The organism is Sphingopyxis sp. GW821-FHT10B01, assembly GCF_059415685.1.
On sequence record NZ_JBWKNS010000002.1, the window covers coordinates 346304 to 363052 of the forward strand.

The 16749-nt window shown below is 64.4% G+C and carries 20 protein-coding genes; 5 read left to right on the forward strand and 15 right to left on the reverse strand.

Translation table 11 applies throughout. The annotated features are described in order from the left end of the window. Positions 1 to 206 precede the first annotated feature (206 nt). The gene (locus AC07NV_RS06095; protein ID WP_495165450.1) at positions 207 to 1529 is read right to left on the reverse strand and encodes a hemolysin family protein; all 1323 of its coding nucleotides are present in this window, start codon (positions 1527 to 1529) and stop codon (positions 207 to 209) included. A 222-nt stretch (positions 1530 to 1751) separates the two neighbouring features. On the opposite strand from AC07NV_RS06095, the gene AC07NV_RS06100 reads away from it, so the two are divergent. Further along, positions 1752 to 2441 carry a YiaD family glycine zipper/OmpA-like lipoprotein gene (locus AC07NV_RS06100; RefSeq protein WP_495165451.1) on the forward strand — a complete coding sequence of 230 codons (690 nt, stop codon included), beginning with the start codon at positions 1752 to 1754 and terminating at the stop codon, positions 2439 to 2441. A gap of 54 nt (positions 2442 to 2495) precedes the next feature. On the opposite strand, the gene AC07NV_RS06105 is transcribed toward AC07NV_RS06100, so the two are convergent. Genes AC07NV_RS06105 through AC07NV_RS06130 form a run of 6 tightly spaced genes read right to left on the reverse strand, consistent with a single transcriptional unit; the run spans position 2496 to position 6585 of the window. Beyond that, positions 2496 to 3125 (reverse strand): MarC family protein, encoded by a 630-nt coding sequence (locus tag AC07NV_RS06105; RefSeq protein ID WP_495165452.1) that lies wholly within the window; start codon positions 3123 to 3125, stop codon positions 2496 to 2498. Continuing rightward, positions 3122 to 3793 carry a hypothetical protein gene (locus AC07NV_RS06110; RefSeq protein ID WP_495165453.1) on the reverse strand — a complete coding sequence of 224 codons (672 nt, stop codon included), beginning with the start codon at positions 3791 to 3793 and terminating at the stop codon, positions 3122 to 3124. Before AC07NV_RS06110 ends, AC07NV_RS06105 begins: the two co-directional genes overlap by 4 nt. Beyond that, a complete protein-coding gene (gene folD, locus AC07NV_RS06115; RefSeq protein WP_495165454.1) occupies positions 3793 to 4689 on the reverse strand; it encodes a bifunctional methylenetetrahydrofolate dehydrogenase/methenyltetrahydrofolate cyclohydrolase FolD in 897 nt (298 codons plus the stop codon). The genes AC07NV_RS06110 and folD overlap by 1 nt, the downstream gene beginning before the upstream one ends. Continuing rightward, positions 4689 to 4988, reverse strand: coding sequence for a YggT family protein (locus AC07NV_RS06120; RefSeq protein ID WP_495165993.1), 300 nt, complete (start codon positions 4986 to 4988; stop codon positions 4689 to 4691). Before AC07NV_RS06120 ends, folD begins: the two co-directional genes overlap by 1 nt. A gap of 44 nt (positions 4989 to 5032) precedes the next feature. Beyond that, a complete protein-coding gene (gene argB, locus AC07NV_RS06125; RefSeq protein ID WP_495165455.1) occupies positions 5033 to 5941 on the reverse strand; it encodes an acetylglutamate kinase in 909 nt (302 codons plus the stop codon). Next, positions 5938 to 6585: a queuosine precursor transporter gene (locus AC07NV_RS06130; protein WP_495165456.1), complete on the reverse strand. Its 648-nt coding sequence runs from the start codon at positions 6583 to 6585 to the stop codon at positions 5938 to 5940. The genes argB and AC07NV_RS06130 overlap by 4 nt, the downstream gene beginning before the upstream one ends. A gap of 116 nt (positions 6586 to 6701) precedes the next feature. Between AC07NV_RS06130 and AC07NV_RS06135 the strand changes: the two genes are divergently transcribed. From AC07NV_RS06135 to AC07NV_RS06145, 3 genes are all read left to right on the forward strand, one after another. Next, on the forward strand, positions 6702 to 8051 hold the full coding sequence (locus AC07NV_RS06135; RefSeq protein WP_495165457.1) for a NupC/NupG family nucleoside CNT transporter: 1350 nt from the start codon (positions 6702 to 6704) through the stop codon (positions 8049 to 8051). A 110-nt stretch (positions 8052 to 8161) separates the two neighbouring features. Continuing rightward, complete coding sequence (locus tag AC07NV_RS06140) at positions 8162 to 8788, forward strand: beta/gamma crystallin-related protein (RefSeq protein ID WP_495165458.1); 627 nt, start codon at positions 8162 to 8164, stop codon at positions 8786 to 8788. A gap of 14 nt (positions 8789 to 8802) precedes the next feature. Continuing rightward, positions 8803 to 9120 carry an MliC family protein gene (locus AC07NV_RS06145; RefSeq protein WP_495165459.1) on the forward strand — a complete coding sequence of 106 codons (318 nt, stop codon included), beginning with the start codon at positions 8803 to 8805 and terminating at the stop codon, positions 9118 to 9120. A gap of 34 nt (positions 9121 to 9154) precedes the next feature. Here AC07NV_RS06145 and AC07NV_RS06150 read toward each other — a convergent pair whose 3' ends face one another. From AC07NV_RS06150 to gluQRS, 8 genes are all read right to left on the reverse strand, one after another. Next, entirely contained in the window at positions 9155 to 10297 is a 1143-nt protein-coding gene (locus AC07NV_RS06150) for an epoxide hydrolase family protein (protein ID WP_495165460.1), read from the reverse strand. Positions 10298 to 10328: 31 nt separating this feature from the next. Next, positions 10329 to 10817: a hypothetical protein gene (locus tag AC07NV_RS06155; protein WP_495165461.1), complete on the reverse strand. Its 489-nt coding sequence runs from the start codon at positions 10815 to 10817 to the stop codon at positions 10329 to 10331. Positions 10818 to 10905: 88 nt separating this feature from the next. Further along, complete coding sequence (locus tag AC07NV_RS06160; protein ID WP_495165462.1) at positions 10906 to 11772, reverse strand: 3-hydroxyacyl-CoA dehydrogenase NAD-binding domain-containing protein; 867 nt, start codon at positions 11770 to 11772, stop codon at positions 10906 to 10908. A gap of 71 nt (positions 11773 to 11843) precedes the next feature. Further along, entirely contained in the window at positions 11844 to 12830 is a 987-nt protein-coding gene (egtD, locus tag AC07NV_RS06165; RefSeq protein WP_495165463.1) for an L-histidine N(alpha)-methyltransferase, read from the reverse strand. 2 nt (positions 12831 to 12832) lie between these two features. Further along, complete coding sequence (gene egtB / locus AC07NV_RS06170) at positions 12833 to 14140, reverse strand: ergothioneine biosynthesis protein EgtB (RefSeq protein WP_495165464.1); 1308 nt, start codon at positions 14138 to 14140, stop codon at positions 12833 to 12835. A gap of 184 nt (positions 14141 to 14324) precedes the next feature. Then, positions 14325 to 14906, reverse strand: coding sequence for a cob(I)yrinic acid a,c-diamide adenosyltransferase (locus AC07NV_RS06175; protein ID WP_495165465.1), 582 nt, complete (start codon positions 14904 to 14906; stop codon positions 14325 to 14327). Positions 14907 to 14918: 12 nt separating this feature from the next. After that, positions 14919 to 15143 (reverse strand): HIG1 domain-containing protein, encoded by a 225-nt coding sequence (locus tag AC07NV_RS06180; RefSeq protein ID WP_495165466.1) that lies wholly within the window; start codon positions 15141 to 15143, stop codon positions 14919 to 14921. 9 nt (positions 15144 to 15152) lie between these two features. Beyond that, positions 15153 to 16004, reverse strand: a complete 852-nt coding sequence (gluQRS, locus tag AC07NV_RS06185) for a tRNA glutamyl-Q(34) synthetase GluQRS (protein ID WP_495165467.1) — start codon at positions 16002 to 16004, stop codon at positions 15153 to 15155. Between the two features lie 170 nt (positions 16005 to 16174). Between gluQRS and AC07NV_RS06190 the strand changes: the two genes are divergently transcribed. Beyond that, positions 16175 to 16741 (forward strand): HNH endonuclease, encoded by a 567-nt coding sequence (locus tag AC07NV_RS06190; protein ID WP_495165468.1) that lies wholly within the window; start codon positions 16175 to 16177, stop codon positions 16739 to 16741. The last annotated feature ends 8 nt before the right edge of the window (positions 16742 to 16749 follow it).

Below are 16749 nucleotides of genomic sequence, written 5' to 3' on the forward strand. Positions count from 1 at the left end.
CCTACATTATGCGGCTGTGCCAGCGTCTCTGTGGCTCTTTCGCTTCGTCCATCATTCTGTTTCCGAAACGGGAACCGCGTCGCCGGGTAAAGTGGCAAAAGCAACGCTCAGTCCCGCGATTGCGATGATCTTTGTCACTTTAGCCCCGTCCCGAGCGGGTCCCGCGTGCACGACTTTCGCGACGTTCAGGCCATCGGCTAGGCCGCCTAGCTCTCGTCCTCGTCTTTCGGTTTGCGCACCTCGCTGACGAGCAGCTTGTCGATCTTGCGCCCGTCCATATCGACAATCTCGAAGCGCCAGCCCTTGTCGGTGAAGCGTTCGCCCTCCTTGGGCAGGTGTTTCAAAATCGCGAGCGCATGGCCCGCCGCGGTCGCATAGTCGCGGTCGTCGCCGAGTTCGATCCCCAGCCGTTCGGCCATCTGGTCGGCGGGCATCGACCCCGCGATCAGCAGGCTGCCGTCCTCGCGCTCGACGACAAAGGGTTCGCTGCCGATATCCTGGTCCGACGCGAATTCGCCGGCGATCGCCGCGAGCAGGTCGGCGGGGGTCACCAGCCCTTCGAAATGGCCATATTCGTCGTGGACGAACAGCATCGGCACGTCGGCGACGCGCAGCGCTTCGAGCGCGTCCATCGCGTCGATCTGGTCGTGGATGACCTTCGCCGATCGCGTCAGCTTCTCAAGGTCGAGCGTTTCGCCGCGGAACAGCGCCGCCGCGATGTCGCGCGCCTGAACCACCCCGACGATCTCGTCGACCGAACCGCGCGCGACGGGAATGCGCGTGTGCGGGGTTTCGAGCAGCTTGGCGCGCACCGTATCGGCGTCCGACGCAATATCGATCCAGTCGACGTCGATTCGCGGCGTCATCACTTCGCGCACCGGGCGGTCGGCGAGGCGCACGACGCCCGAAATGATCGCGCGTTCGCTTTCCTCGATCACCCCCGATTTCGACGCTTCGGCGACGATCAGGTGCAGTTCTTCGGCGGTCACCCGGTCTTCCGATTCGCGGTTGAGGCCAAGCAGGTGAAAGACGAGCGCCGAACTGGCGTCGAGCAACCAGACCAGCGGCGCGCCGATTTTCGACAGCCACAACATCGGCAGCGCCATAAAAATGGCGATCGGTTCGGGCGCGCGCAGCGCAAATTGCTTGGGCACCAGCTCGCCCGCGATCAGCGAGAAATAGGTGGTCACCGCAATGACGACTGCAAAACCCGCGGCCAGCGCATGTTCGTCATCGAGGCCGAAGATCGCCTGCAACCGCTCGCCGACCGGGCCGCCGAGGCTGGCGCCCGAATAGGCACCGGCCAGAATGCCGATCAGCGTGATGCCGACCTGCACCGTCGACAGGAAGCGCCCGGGGTCCGCAGTCAGCTGGCGCGCGATGGCGGCGCCGCGGCTGCCGCGCTTTTCGGCCGCCTGGAGCCGCGGCCCCCGCGCCGAGACAATCGCGAGTTCGGACATGGCAAAGACGCCGTTCAAAAGGATCAGGACGGCGATGATCGCAACGTCGGACCAGGGAAAAGGGGTCATTGGGCGGTCGTACGGCGCATCGGCGCCCGGCCCCTGTCATCGTCGGTCATTTTCACCCTATAAGCGAAAGGCGGCGCATTGCACAATGGCACTCGCCTGAACGTCTGGCTCAGCCGGTGTTCAGCCGGATTTTGGAACCAGATCGCCGGCCATATGTTATCGGCAAGGACGGGCGGTATGCGAAGGATCAGACGCAGCCGCCGCATAGAGGGAGCGACAAAGATGAAGACCAATATGATCAAGCTCACCATTTTGACCAGCATCGGCGCGATTGCGCTGACGGGCTGCGTCACCGACCCCGTGACCGGCGAGAGGAAGATATCGAAGGCCGCAATCGGCGGCGTCGGCGGCGCGCTCGGCGGCTATTTGCTCGGCGACCTGATCGGCGGCCGCAACAGCCGGACCGAGGAAATCGTCGGCGCGGGTATCGGCGCGGTCGCCGGCGCGGGGGCGGGCTATTATATGGACCAGCAGGAAAAGAAGCTGCGCGAGCGCACCGCGGGCACCGGCATCGACGTCGAGCGCCAAGGCGACCAGCTCGTGCTCAACATGCCCGGCGATGTGACCTTCGATTACAACAGTGCCATGGTGAAATCGCAGTTCCGCAGCGCGCTCGACAGCGTCGCCTCGACGCTCGCCGAATATCCCAGCACCTATATCGACGTGTACGGCCACACCGATTCGACCGGCAGCGACAGCTATAACCAGGGCCTGTCCGAACGCCGCGCCGCCTCGGTCGCCGACTATCTGGGCGGCCGCGGCATCCAGCGCGCGCGCATGGCGACGCTAGGCTATGGCGAATCACAACTCAAATGCTCGCCCGAACGCAGCGAGGCCGATTATCAATGCAACCGCCGCGTCGAAATCCGCATCGCGCCGGTCACCCAGGCCGACGTCAACGCGGCACGCTAAACAAGTTCCGTTCCCATGGAAAAGAAGGGCGTCGCCGAAAGGCGGCGCCCCTTTTTATGCGAGGCTGGAGAAGCTCGCTTTCAGTCCGTCGATCACGAACTGCGCCGCCAGCGCCGCGAGCAGCACACCGAGCAGGCGGGTAATCACCGCCTCGCCCTTGTTGCCGATCAGCCGCATCAGCGGTCCGGCCGAGAGCAGCGCCGCCAGCGTCAGCAGCAGCACGAGCAGCAAAGCGCCAAAGATCACAAAAGCGCGGTCGAGCCCGTTGTTCTGCGACACGAGCAGCATCACCGACGCGATCGAGCCCGGTCCGGCGAGCATCGGCATCGCCATCGGAAAGACCGACACATCTTCGATCTCGGGAGTCGCCATCACCTTTTCGGCGCGCTGTTCGCGCCGTTCGGTACGCTTTTCGAACACCATGTCGATCGCGATGATGAACAGCATGATCCCGCCCGCGATGCGAAAGCTGTCGAGGTCGATGTGGAGGAAGCTCAAAAGTGCTTCGCCGAACATCGCGAAGAAAACGAGAATCAGGCCCGCAATGACGGTGGCACGGATGGCCATCGAACGCCGCTGCTGCGCATTCGCGCCCGTCGTCAGGCTGGCATAGATCGGGGCGCACCCCGGCGGATCGATCACTACGAACAAGGTGACGAAGGCCGAGATGAAGAGGTCGATCATGGCTGTTTGGGCGCCGCGACCTGGTCGTCGATGACGGGGGCCATATCCTTGCCATTCCACAGACGGATCGTCACGCGGCGCGATTTGTCGGCGCGGACGGTCGACGTCCAACTCAGTGTCTGGTCGGGCGACAGGCCGACCGCCATATCGTCACCCTCACCACCCGCTTCGATCGGCACAGCCGGCCGCGAACCACAGACCGCCTGCTTCGATGCGATGAATTCGGGGGCTTCGCGCGCGCTGGTCAGCCCATTCCCATGATCGAGGATCCAGTTGATCTTCCCGCTCTTGGGATCGCGTAACCAGACCGTGGTGAAAAAACCATTCTCCGGCCCCTTTTGCCATGCGCCGGTCGTCGCGCCGACATTGCCGTCACAGCTGACATAGACCGCATGCGGTTGCCATTTCACCGCTTCGACGGGATCCTTCTGTGATTTCAGCCAGTCGCGCGCCTTGATGCGCTGCGGTACGAACATCACCGCCTCGGGTGCGGCGGTTTCGCGAAACGCCGTCCATTGGCCCTTTTCCTGCGCGAGCCGGGCAAAGCCGATTTCGGCAGCGATGAAAGCGCTAGGGTTCGGCCCAAGCGGCCGGTTGCGGATATCGTCAGGATCGGCGCACCCCGCGAGCAGCAATACGACAACGGTCGGGGCCAACAGGCGACTCATCAAAAACCCTCCGGATCGGCCAGCCCTGCGCGGCGGTGCGCGGCGACGAGCGTATTGCGCAACAGGCAGGCGATCGTCATCGGGCCGACGCCCCCCGGAACCGGGGTAATCGCATCGGCAACCACGGCGGCCCCGGCATAGTCGACGTCGCCAACCAGCCGGCCCTTCGCTTCACCGTCGGCGGGCGCGAGTCGGTTAATGCCGACGTCGATGACGATCGCACCAGGTTTTATCCAGTCACCCTTCACCATTTCGGCTCGGCCGACGGCAGCGACGACGATGTCGGCGCGGCGGACCAGGTCGGGCAGATCGCGCGTCCGGCTGTGCGCCATCGTCACGGTGCAATTGGCGCCAAGCAGCAACTGCCCCATCGGCTTGCCAACGAGGATCGAGCGGCCGACGACGATGGCGTCTTTTCCCGAAAGATCTCCGATCCGGTCCTGCAGCAGCAACAGGCAGCCATAGGGGGTGCACGGCACCATGCCCGCGATGCCGAGCGCGAGGCGCCCGGCGCTGACCGGGGTCAGCCCGTCGACATCCTTGTCGGGATCGATCGTGGCGACCGCGGCCTGTTCGTCGAGATGACCGGGCAGCGGCAATTGCAGCAGAATGCCATCCACCGCCTCATCGCCATTAAGCTGGCGAAGTAGCGTCTCGACCTCGTCCTGCGTCGCGGTCGCGGGCAGGCGATGTTCGAAGCTCGCCATGCCGGCGGCGACCGTCGCCTTGCCCTTCGACCCGACATAGACCGCACTGGCCGGATCGTCGCCGACGAGCACGACCGCAAGGCCGGGCGCGCGGCCCGTCGCGGCCGCGAACGCCGGAACGGCCTCGGCAATCCGTGCCCGCAGGCCGGCGGCAAACGCCTTGCCGTCGATCACCTGCGCGGCGGCCATCAGGCCATCCCGTTGGCGTAGGCAAGCTGCGCGAGATAGGTCAGCACCGGCCCGTCGAGAATGATGATGAGGATCAGCACCAGCATCGGCGTCAGGTCGAGCCCGCCAAAATCGGGCATGATACGGCGGAAGGGCCGGTAAAGCGGCTCGGTGATCCGGTCGAGGACAGTCCAGAGCTGGCCGACAAACTGGTTGTGGGTGTTGATGACGTTGAACGCGATCAGCCAGGACATCACCGCCTGCGCGATGATGAACCACCACAGGACCGTCAGGAGGATGTGGACGATCTGAAGGAGCATGAGAACCAAGGGGATGTCTCCGAAAAAGGGGCTTGCCGCGTCTCTTAGCGGTGAATGAGCGTCCCTGCACCCCTCGCGGTGAAAATTTCGAGCAGCATCGCGTGCGGGATACGCCCGTCGAGGATGACCGCCGCCTCGACCCCGGCGTCGACCGCGGCGACGCAGGTCTCGACCTTGGGAATCATGCCGCCGGTGATTGTCCCGTCGGCTTTCAGCGTGTCGATGGCCGGGCGGTCGAGGTCGGTGAGCAGCGCCCCCGATTTGTCGAGTACGCCCGCAACATCGGTGAGCAGGAAAAAGCGTTTCGCGCCCAACGCTCCGGCAATCGCGCCCGCCATCGTATCGGCGTTGATATTATAGGTCGCACCATCGGCGCCAAGCGCGACCGGCGCGACGATCGGAATGAAATTGTCTTTCGTCAGGTTGACGAGGATCGTCGGATCGACCGCAACCGGTTCGCCGACGAAACCGAGGTCGACATGCCGCTCGATCCCCGAATTGGGGTCGGGCTCGGTGCGGGTAACCTTTTCGGCGAGCACGAGATTGGCGTCCTTGCCCGAAATCCCGACCGCGCGGCCGCCAAGCCCGGCGATCCAGCTGACGATCTCCTTGTTGATCTTGCCCGCCAGCACCATTTCGGCGACTTCGGCGGTCGCGGCGTCGGTGACGCGCAGCCCCCCGACGAAGGTCGATTCGATGCCGAGCTGTTTCAGCATCGCGCCGATTTGCGGCCCGCCGCCATGGACGACCACTGGGTTGATGCCGACAGCTTTGAGCAGCACGACATCCTCGGCAAAGTCGCGCTGCGCCTCGGGATCACCCATTGCGTGACCGCCATATTTGATCACGAAGGTCTCGCCGGCATAGCGCTGCAGATAGGGCAGCGCCTCGACGAGCGTTTCGGCCTTGGCAAGCAGATCGGGCATTTTCGAAGGATCGGTCATCGACATCATCCGGCGTTCTTCGCATCAAGGTGGCGGCCGAGCGCAACCACCGCCATCACCAGCAACGGCACCATCACCGCCGATAGCACGACCTTGGCAATCATCTGACCAAGCATCAGGTCGCCGATCGGGCGGACCCCATAGAAGCTGACCGTGATGAAGATCAATGTATCGATAATCTGGCTGAGCGCCGCGGCGACAAACCCGCGCAGCGGCAGCAGCCGGCCGTTGTTCGCGGTCATCCGCGCAAAGAGCCAGACGTTCAGGCTGACCGACACGCCATACGCCAGAATCCCTGCCGCCATCATGCGCCAGCCCTGTCCCACGATGATCGGGAAGGCGTCCTTGGCGGGTTCGTACATGCCCTCGTCGGTCGGCAATTGCAGCACGAACACCGTCAGGATGATCGCGAGGATGAGCGGAATGAACCCCAGTCGCACCAGCTTGTCAGCCACGACACGCCCGTGCAGTTCGGCGATGCCGCTCGAAATCGCGATCAGCGTCAAAAAAGGGAAAATCCCGGCCTCGACCGCGAGCGGGCCAAGCGCGACCTGCTTCGCCCCCAGGAAGCCACCGAGCGGAACCATGCCGCCGTAGAGGATTGCGAACAGCAGCAACGAGGGCGCGATCACGCGCGAAGGGCTATTTTCCATCGAGGCCGCTTAATCGCTTTTGCGGCGGGTGGAAAGATGCCGCATCGGCCCGGACTTGCCCCGCCGACAAACGCCGTTAGACACGGGGAACAATTTGCGGGGGACGCATCAATATTATGGAACGCCTGATCGGTTTGCTCGGTATCGTCGCACTGCTTGCGATTGCCGTGCTATTTTCATCGAACCGTCGCTGGATTCGCCCGCGCATCGTCATCCCCGCCTTCCTGCTTCAAGCCGGCTTCGCCGTGCTCGTCATCGGCACGCCGTGGGGCCGCGCGGTGATCCAGGCGATGTCGAACGGTGTGTCGAACCTGCTCGGCTATGCCGACGAAGGCACGAAATTCCTGTTCGGCGAAGTGCTGACGCAGGCGCCCTATGGCAAGGCCGTCTTCGCCATTGGCGCGCTGCCCGTGATCATCTTTTTCGCCTCGCTCATTTCGGTGCTCTATTATCTGGGCGTCATGCAGCTGATCATCAAATGGGTCGGCGGCGCGATCCAGAAGGTCACCGGCATCACCAAGGTCGAAAGCCTCGGCGCGGCGGCGAATATCTTTGTCGGCCAGTCCGAATCGCCCCTCGTCATTCGTCCCTATCTCGCCGGCCTCACCCCGCCGCAATTATTCACCGTGATGACGGTCGGCATGGCCGGCGTCGCCGGAACAATCCTCGGCGCGTACGCCGGGATGATCGGCCCGCACCTGCTTCCCTATCTGCTCGCCGCCAGTTTCATGTCGGCGCCGGGCGGCATATTGATGGCCAAGATCATGATGCCCGACGACCCCAAGGACATCGGCATCGAACCGATCGTGATGCCCGAGGCCAGCCATGACGAGGAAAAGCCCGCCAACATCATCATGGCGGCCGCGCAAGGTGCGCAGACCGGCGTCAAACTGGCGGTCGCGGTCGGCGCGATGGTGATGGCGTTCGTCGCGCTCGTCGCGCTCGCCAACGGGCTGCTCGCGGGCATCGGCGGCTGGTTCGGTATCGACGGCCTGTCGTTCCAGGCAATCATCGGAACGATCTTTCGCCCGGTGATGTGGCTGATGGGCGTGCCGTGGGACGAAAGCGCCGCGGTCGGCGGACTGTTCGGCAGCAAGGTCGTGCTCAACGAATTCGTCGCCTTCATCGACCTTAGCAAGGCGCAGGGCAATATGTCGGTGGCCGCGGTCGCGATCGCCACCTTTGCTCTTTGCGGCTTTGCCAATTTCAGTTCGATCGCGATCCAGATGGCGGTGACCGGCGGGCTCGCCCCCAACCAGCGCCCGATGATCGCCAAGCTGGGGCTGAAAGCGCTGCTTGCCGGCAGCCTGTCGAACCTGATGTCGGCGGCGCTCGCGGGGCTGATGCTGGGCATTGCGCCGCCCCTTGCCGCCCCTCCCACCCAAACGCCCGCGCCCGTGGCGGCTCCTGCGATCGCTCCCGATGCGGCGGACCTTCCGGTAGCCCCGCCGACCAAGGCACCCTGAGCTTCTGGTCGCTCGCCGGTCGTTTGGGAGAATTTGCAAGCCAAACCTGAATCGCGTAAACTTGGGGACATAAGAAATCCCGGGTCGCGTTTGCCAACAGGGAGGTTGTCATGAAAACCGCTTATCGTTTGTCGATCCTTGCCGCAGCCGCGGCGTCGATAGGGGCGGGTTTCCTCGCCACCTCCCATGCGCAAACCGTCGAGACCGAGCGATACCGCCCCGAACGCCCACCCGAGGCGACGATCTATCGCGACGCCGGTTATCGCGGCCCTGCCGTGTTCATCGGCGAAGAGAAACCCAATCTCGGCCTTGCCTGGCCGGTCAATTCGATCCGCGTTCCGAACGGGCGCTGGGAATTGTGCGAAAAGACACGGTATCGCGGCAATTGCCGGACGGTCGACCGCGACACGCCGATGCTGAACAATGTCCTGCGCGGACTGACCATCCAGTCGATCCGTCCTATTGGCGGCGGTGGCGGTGGCGGCTGGAACCCGAACCCGCCCGCCAATGATCAGGTCGCGCGCGGTAATTTCGCCGAATTCCATACCCAGCCCGCAGAGCGCAACTATCGCGTACTTGCCTGTGAACGCGGGTCGGCGACGGCCAATTGCGCGGCGCAGACCGCCGATAGCTGGTGCCGCTCGATCGGCTGGAACGGGTCGGCGCGCGAACATATGGAAACGATCAGCGGGCGGGTCTATCTCGCCGACGTGCTGTGCGTCCGTTCGGGTTATTGAGGGGGAGACAGCATATGAAAATGGCAGTTCTTTTCGCGGCGGGCGCCGCGAGCCTCGCGCTTGCAGCCTGCTCGTCGGTGCCGCGCAACACCGGTACAAGCTATGAATGCAACGGCGGCACAAAGCTGAAGGTCGACTATGTCGGCAGTACCGCCATTGTCCGCGTCAACGGCATGCGCTCATTGGTGTTGAAGCAGACGCCGTCGACCGGCGGCTCGGTCTACGAGAACAAAAGCGGCGCGCGGCTGCAACGTAACGGCGGTGACGTGACGTGGAACACCGCGCTGCGATCGGCGCCCGAAAGCTGCCGCGTCGTTTACACGCCGATGTGATGTAGATGCGCCGCCACACCCGTCGGCGGCGCATCTACAGCGTCATTTGCGCCAGCGCCGCGCGGACTTCGCCGACGAACGATTCCGGCTGTTCCCAAGCGGCGAAATGCCCGCCGCGCTCGAGTTCGTTCCAATAGACGATATTCTTGTAACGCCGGTCGGCCCAGCGCCGCGACAGACGCATGATCTCGTTCGGAAACAGGCTGCATCCGGTCGGCACGAGAATTTCGCCGGCGGCAAAATTGCGGAAGCTGTGCCAATAGAGCCGCGCCGACGACGCCGCGCTGGCCGTCAGCCAGTACAGGCTGACGGTGTCGAGCATCGCATCGCGCGACAGCGCATTTTCGGGATGGCCGCCGATCGACTGACCGCCGGGTTGATGTCCGCAATCGGTCCAGCCGTGGCATTTTTCGACGATCCACGCCATCTGCCCCACCGGTGAATCGGTGAGCGCATAGCCGATCGTTTGCGGCCGTGTTGCTTGCTGGGTCGAATAGCCGCTGTCCTTGGACTGGTACCAGCCGAAGCGCGCGAGATAGAGTTTCTCGCTGTCGGTGAGGTCGGTCATCAGATCGGGCGGCGGCGCCCCGACGACCATGTTGACGTGGATGCCGGCGCAACGATCGCCATGGTTCATCCCGATCGCACAGGTCACCGCGCTGCCCCAGTCGCCGCCTTGCGCAAAATAGCGATCATAGCCGAGCGCCCGCACCAGTGCGTCCCACGCCGCGCCGATATGCTCGACGCTCCATTTCGCTTCGGTGGGCTTGCCCGAAAAGCCGTAGCCCGGAAGCGACGGGATCACGAGATGATAGTCCGCCGAAAGCGGTTCGATCACATCGAGAAATTCCAGCACCGACCCCGGCCAGCCATGCGTCAGAACCAGCGGGCGGGCGGCGGGATTGGCCGACCGGATATGGAGGAAATGAATGTCGAGCCCGTCGATCGTCGCGAGATGATTGGGCAGCGCATTCAGCCGTGTTTCGACCTTGCGCCAGTCATAATCATCGCGCCAATAGGCCGCGAGGTCCTGCGCATAGGCAAGCGGAATGCCCTGATCCCAGTCGTCGACGGTTTCCTTTTCGGGCCAGCGCGTGCGCGCCAGCCGGTCTTTCAGATCGTCGAGCGCCGCCTGCGCCACGTCGATGGTAAAAGCCCGGATATTGTCGACCTGCATCTACGTGCCCCCGCCCTTGCCATTGATATAGTCAGGGCCGCGCCGGCGCCTTGCAACCACGCTCAAGCCCGACGCCTTTCAGAAAACCGCGCCGCACCGTTCCGGCATAGACCGCCATTGCGTAACGCCGCCGTTCGGCGTTGGCGCCGGTGACTTCGCCGATCAGCCCGCGAAACGGGATGATCCCGCCCGCGACCGTACCGGCGACGCGGCCCGCGGTTTCCTCGCGCTTCTTGGCGCGGTCCTTGTCGACCTGTTCGTTGACGTCGGGGCCGAGCACCTCGTTGAGTTCGGTGATTTCCTTGACGATCGCGGCACATTTTCCAAGCCCGGCGAGCGAGTAAGGATCTTCCTGAATCGCCAAAAGCTTTGGGGGGACCTCCTTGCCATCAAACGGTTCGGTCACCGAATTGGCCGTGTCCTTGATCGTCGAATCCTCCGGCGCGCCCTTTTGGGCGTAGGAATGGACCGGCAGAATCAAGGCGGTTACCGCCAGGCCCATCAAAAGCTTGCTGCGCATGATCTTTTCCTCTGTTCGCTCCGGCCGATGCGGCCCACAGACTCAACGCACGGAAAGGCAGCCGGCTCCCGGCCTGTTTTTTTTGACGTCAGCGTGTCGGAACCGGTTCGGGTCCGGTCCAGTCGTAAAAACCGCGCCCGGCCTTTTTCCCGACCCAGCCGGCATCGACATATTGGACGAGCAACGGCGCCGGGCGGAATTTGGGATCGCCGGTCCCCGTGTACAGCACGCGGATGATTTCAAGGCAGGTGTCGAGCCCGATGAAGTCGGCGAGCGTGATCGGGCCCATCGGATGGTTGAGGCCGAGACGGCAGCCCGCATCGATGTCCTGCATCGTCGCGACGCCTTCGCCCAGCGCGAACACCGCCTCGTTGATCAGCGGCATCAGCACGCGGTTGACGATGAAGCCCGGCGCGTCGTTGGCGTGGACGATTTCCTTGCCCAGCCCGCGGCCATAGGCCTCGACTTGTCCCAGCGTGTCGTCGCTCGTCGCGAGCCCGCGGATCAGTTCGATCAGCCCCATCACCGGGACGGGGTTGAAGAAATGGACGCCGATGAAGCGCGCCGGATCGGGCGCAGCCTGTGCGAGGCGCGTGATCGGGATCGAGCTGGTGTTGCTGGCGAGGATCGCGGTCGCCGACAGATGCGGCCCGACGCTGGCGAAAATCGCGCGCTTGATTTCCTCACGCTCGGTCGCCGCCTCGATCACGAGGTCGGCGGGGGCGAAGGCGCTATGGTCGGCGACCGGCGTGATGCGGCCGAGCAACGCGTCGGCATCGCCCTGGCCGATCTTTTCCTTAGCGACGAGGCGGCCGAGCGCCTTGGCGATCCCCGCCTTGCCGGCTTCGGCGCGCGCGAGGTCGATATCGGAAAGCAGCACGTCATGGCCGGCGCCTGCCGAAACCTGCGCGATGCCCGCACCCATTTGCCCCGCACCGATAACGCCGACGATCATAAACTGCCCTTTCGCTGAAAAACCGTGCCTTGCCCCTACGGCTTCGGCTTCGCGCGTCAAGGCCCGGCGAGTCAGGGGGCCGAGCGGAAGGCGGTCGCTTCGGCGAGGATCAGCGCAAAGGCGGGATCGACGTCGTCCCATGTCGCGATCGGGGTCCAGCCGCTCGCGCGGAGCAGCAGGTTCGCGTCACGGAGCCCATATTTATGGCTGTTCTCGCTGTGGATCGTTTCGCCCTTTTTCATCGCATACCGACGGCCATCGACGATGAATTCCATGTCGCACGCCGCGACGAGATGCATTTCGATGCGCGCATGGACATCGTTCCAGATCGCACGATGGGTAAAATTGTCGACCGGGATATCGCCGCCAAGCTCGCGGTTGATCCGTTCGAGCAGGTTGAGGTTGAACGCCGCGGTGACCCCCGCCGGATCATCATAAGCGAGTTCGAGCGTCGCGACATCCTTGATCCGGTCGATGCCGATGAGGAGAAGCGACTCGTCGCCGAGCGCGCAGCGCCAGTTGCGCAGGAGGTCGACGGCGGTTCGTGCGATCATGTTGCCGATCGTGCTGCCGGGGAAGAAACCGAGCTTGGGCAGGCCGGCGATTTCGTCGGGCAGCGTCACGCGCTGGGTGAAGTCGGCCTCGACCGGGTAAACCGGCAGGCCCGGAAAACGCGCCGCGAGCGCCAATGCACTGTCGCGCAGGAAATCGCCCGAAATATCGACGGGCACATAGGCCGCGGGCGCGATCGCATCGAGCAGCAGCGGCGTCTTGGTCGAGCTGCCCGACCCGAGTTCGACGACGGCGCGGCCGGGGCCGATCGCGGCAGCAATGCCGGCCGAATGACGAGTGAGCAGGTCGGTTTCGCTGCGCGTCGGATAATATTCGGGAAGCGCGGTGATATCTTCGAACAGCGCCGAGCCGGTCGCGTCGTAGAACCAGCGTGCCGGAATCGCCTTTTGCCCTTGCGCGAGGCCGGCGTGCACATCGGCGCGAAAGGCAATATCGACGCCCGCGTCGTCTGCCGAAACCTGACGAAGGTTGCGCACAACGCCCATGGTCAAAGATCCTTCGCGAGCCGCACGCCGGTGAACTGCCAGCGCTGATGGGGGTAGAAGAAATTGCGGTAGGAGGCGCGCAGATGGCCGCGCGGGGTCGCGCAGCTGCCGCCGCGGAGCACGAACTGGCCGCTCATGAACTTGCCATTATATTCGCCGACCGCGCCGGGCGCGGCGCGAAAGCCGGGATAGGGACGATAGGCGCTGCCGGTCCATTCCCACACGCTGCCGAACATCTGTTGCAAGCCGGTGTCATCGGCGCACGCATCGGGCTGTACCGGCCCCGCGGCATCGAGCTGCTGCCCCGACGCCGGGTCGAACGCCGCGGCGGCCGCCTCCCATTCGATCTCGGTCGGCAGGCGCGCGCCGGCCCAGCTGGCGAAGGCGTCGGCTTCGTAGAAGCTGATGTGGGTGACGGGTGCGGCGGGGTCGATTTCGCGCCAGCCCGCGAGCGTGAACTGGCGATCGCCGTCCCAATAAGCGGGCGCGTCGATATGCCCGGCCTGGACCCAGGCCCAGCCGTCGCTGAGCCAGAGTGAGGGGCTGTGGTAGCCGCCGTCGGCGATAAACTGCTGCCATTCGCTGTTGCGGACCGGACGGCTGGCGAGCGCGTGCGGAGTCAAAAGCGCCGAAAACTGCGGAACTTCACAGTCAAATGCAAAAGCGTCGCTGGCATGGCCGACCGATACCACGCCCTCGGCGCCCGGGATCCATTGCATCGCGCCCGTGGCTTTAGACGTCGCCGGCGAAACCGCGGAAAACTGCGCAACTTCACACTGAATTGCAGGTTCGCGGGGCTTCCAGACCGCGGGCCCCAGCGGATTCTGCGCGAAGAGATGCTTCACATCGGTGAGCAACAATTCCTGATGCTGCTGCTCATGATGGATGCCGAGTTCGACGAGCGCTTGCGCCGCGGGCGCGAGGTCGGGGAGCGCGGTCTGTACCGCGGCGTCGACATGCGCGCGCCAGATGCAGATTTCGTCGAGCGAGGGGCGGGTCAGCAGGCCGCGCTGCGGGCGCGCGTGGCGCGGCCCTTCGGCCTCATAATAGCTGTTGAAGAGATAGGGATAGCGTTCGTCGTGGAGGCAGTAGCCCGGGGCATGGTCGCGCAGGACGAAGGTTTCGAAGAACCAGGTCGTGTGCGCGAGGTGCCATTTGGCGGGCGACGCGTCGGGCATCGACTGCGCGCTCGCATCGGCGTCGGACAGGGTCGCGACGAGATCGAGCGACAGGCGGCGGGTTGCGGCGAAGCACCGTGTGAGCTCTTCCAGCGGATCGGTGCGATTTTGAGCGTCGGTGCGGCTGGCCATGGTGAGACAATTCCCCGGGGTGCGATTCGGTTTCGCCGGTTCGCCGAATATGGTTACACCGCGACGCAATGTCTAGAACATTTAGGGAACATCTTCCCTCTTCGTCATGCCGGGCTTGATCCGGCATCCATTTTTCCAGCGTTGCGTGCGGACCCCGGATCAAGTCCGGGGTGACGGACAGGATTCAGCGCGTCGCGCCGGGTTTCCACAAAATGTCGCCGCCTGCCGCGGCGTTGAGGTGCCGCGTGAGCACGAAGAGATGATCCGACAGGCGGTTGAGATAGTTGAGCGCGATCGGATTGAGGTCGCGCGTCGCACCCGCCGCGACCGCCGCGCGTTCGGCGCGCCGCGTCACCGCGCGCGCGAGATGGAGCCGCGCGGCGGCTTCGGTGCCGCCGGGCAGGATGAAGCTTTTGAGCGCGTCCAGCGCGTCGTTCATGCCGTCGATCTCGTCCTCGAGCCGCGCGATCTGGCTGGGGACGATGCGCAGCGCCATCTCGTGCGGACCGAAACCGAACTGGATGTCGGGCGGGGTGGCAAGGTCGGCGCCGAGGTCGAACATCTCGTTCTGGATGCGCGCGAGCATCGCGGCTTCGTCGCTCGCCGGATCGAGCGCCGCGGCGGCGATGCCGATCGCGCTGTTCGCTTCGTCGACGTCGCCGATCGCCGCCATCAGCGCGTCGGATTTGGCGATGCGCGAACCGTCGACGAGCCCGGTGGTGCCGTCATCGCCGGTGCGTGTGTAGATTTTGTTGAGCTTGACCATCGGCGCGGGCGCTTATTTGCCCGCGGCGAACAGGCCGATCAGCACGAGCAGGATGATCGTAATTGCCTGCCACTTCACGCGCGACATCATCATCTTGTTCTGCATCACCTGATTTTCGTGGGCGGTGCCGTCCATCTGGGCCTTATGCCCTTGCGAGAAATAGAAGAGCCCCCGCGCAAGCGAGAAAAGGACGAAGCCGGCGGCGACCACGACGCCAAGGATAAGCAGGATTTCCATAGTGTCTATCTAGGGATTTTGCAGCGAATAGCCAGCGGGAAGCCGTCCTGCGGCCAAATCGGCGGCGAGGGCGCGCCCATCGACACCCGCCGCGCGCAGCGAAGCGAGCGAGGCCGCAGCGTCGCGTTTTGCGAGCCGCTTTCCATCGGGGCCACATATAAGCGCATGATGGCGATAGAGCGGCGTCGGCAGGCCGAGCAGCGCCTGAAGCAACCGGTGAACGTCGGTCGAGGCGATCAGGTCGGCGCCGCGAATGACGTGCGTGACCCCCATCATCGCATCGTCGAGCGTGCTCGCGAGATGATAGCTTGCCGGCGCGTCCTTGCGCGCGAGCACGATATCGCCGTGCGCAAGCGGATCGGCGGCGCGTGCCCCCTGCCCGACCTCTTCCCAATGCAGATCGCCCGCGAGCCCAGCCGCCAGCATCATGTCGAGGCGCCAGCAATGCGGTTCGGCCGCCATGCGCCGCTCGCGCTCTGCCTCGCTCAGGTTCCGGCAGGTTCCGGGGTAGATCGCGCCCGACGGGCCGTGCGGCGCCGAAAGGCTCGCCGCGATGTCGGCGCGAGTGCAGAAGCAGGGATAGACAAGGCCGCGGGCGCGCAGCGCGCCGAGCGACGCGGCATAGTCGCCGAGCCGGTGCGACTGGCGCACGGGTTCGCCGTCCCAATCGATCCCGAGCCAGGCGAGATCGGCGAGCGACGCACCGACAAATTCCTCGCGCGAACGGCTGCCGTCGATATCGTCAATGCGGATGCGGAAGTGCCCCCCTGCATCGCGCGCCGCACGATGCGCGAGCACCGCGCTATAGGCGTGGCCAAGATGGAGGTCGCCGGTCGGGCTGGGTGCGAAGCGGGTCAGCATGCGCGAGCGGAAATTTCCATATCATGTGGGCGCCCGCCAATTCTTCTTCCACATCTTGCGGCAAAAGCCCCCTTGACGTCAGATTCTGATGCGGCATGTAATGACGCTGTCACTTGGGGAAGGCAGTGGCGCGCCAACCCGCGCAAATATGGGGGCAGCGTCCTAGAGCCATGTTTCATCCCGATCTCGCCCGGCATCCCGATAATTGTCCTGCTCTTGTCCTGAATGCCGACTATACGCCGCTCAGCTATTATCCCTTGAGCCTGTGGCCCTGGCAAACCGCGGTCAAGGCGGTTTTCCTCGACCGCGTCACCATCATCGAAAATTACGAACGCGAAATCCATTCGCCGACAAAGACGATGCCGATCCCGAGCGTCATCGCGCTGCGCCAATATGTGAAGCCGTCGCAGCATCCCGCCTTCACGCGTTTCAACCTGTTCCTGCGCGACCGGTTCGCGTGCCAATATTGCGGGTCGGGCAAGGATCTGACCTTCGACCATGTCGTGCCGCGCCGCCTCGGCGGGCGGACGAGCTGGGAAAATGTCACCACCGCCTGCGCGCCGTGCAACCTCAAAAAGGGCGGACGCACGCCGCAACAGGCACATATGCCGATCTATCGCCAGCCCTGGCGCCCGACGAGCTGGCAGCTGCAGGATAACGGCCGCGCCTTTCCGCCCGGCTATCTGCACGAAAGCTGGATCGACTGGCTGTATTGGGATGTTGAACTGGAAGGCTGACAGGCGCA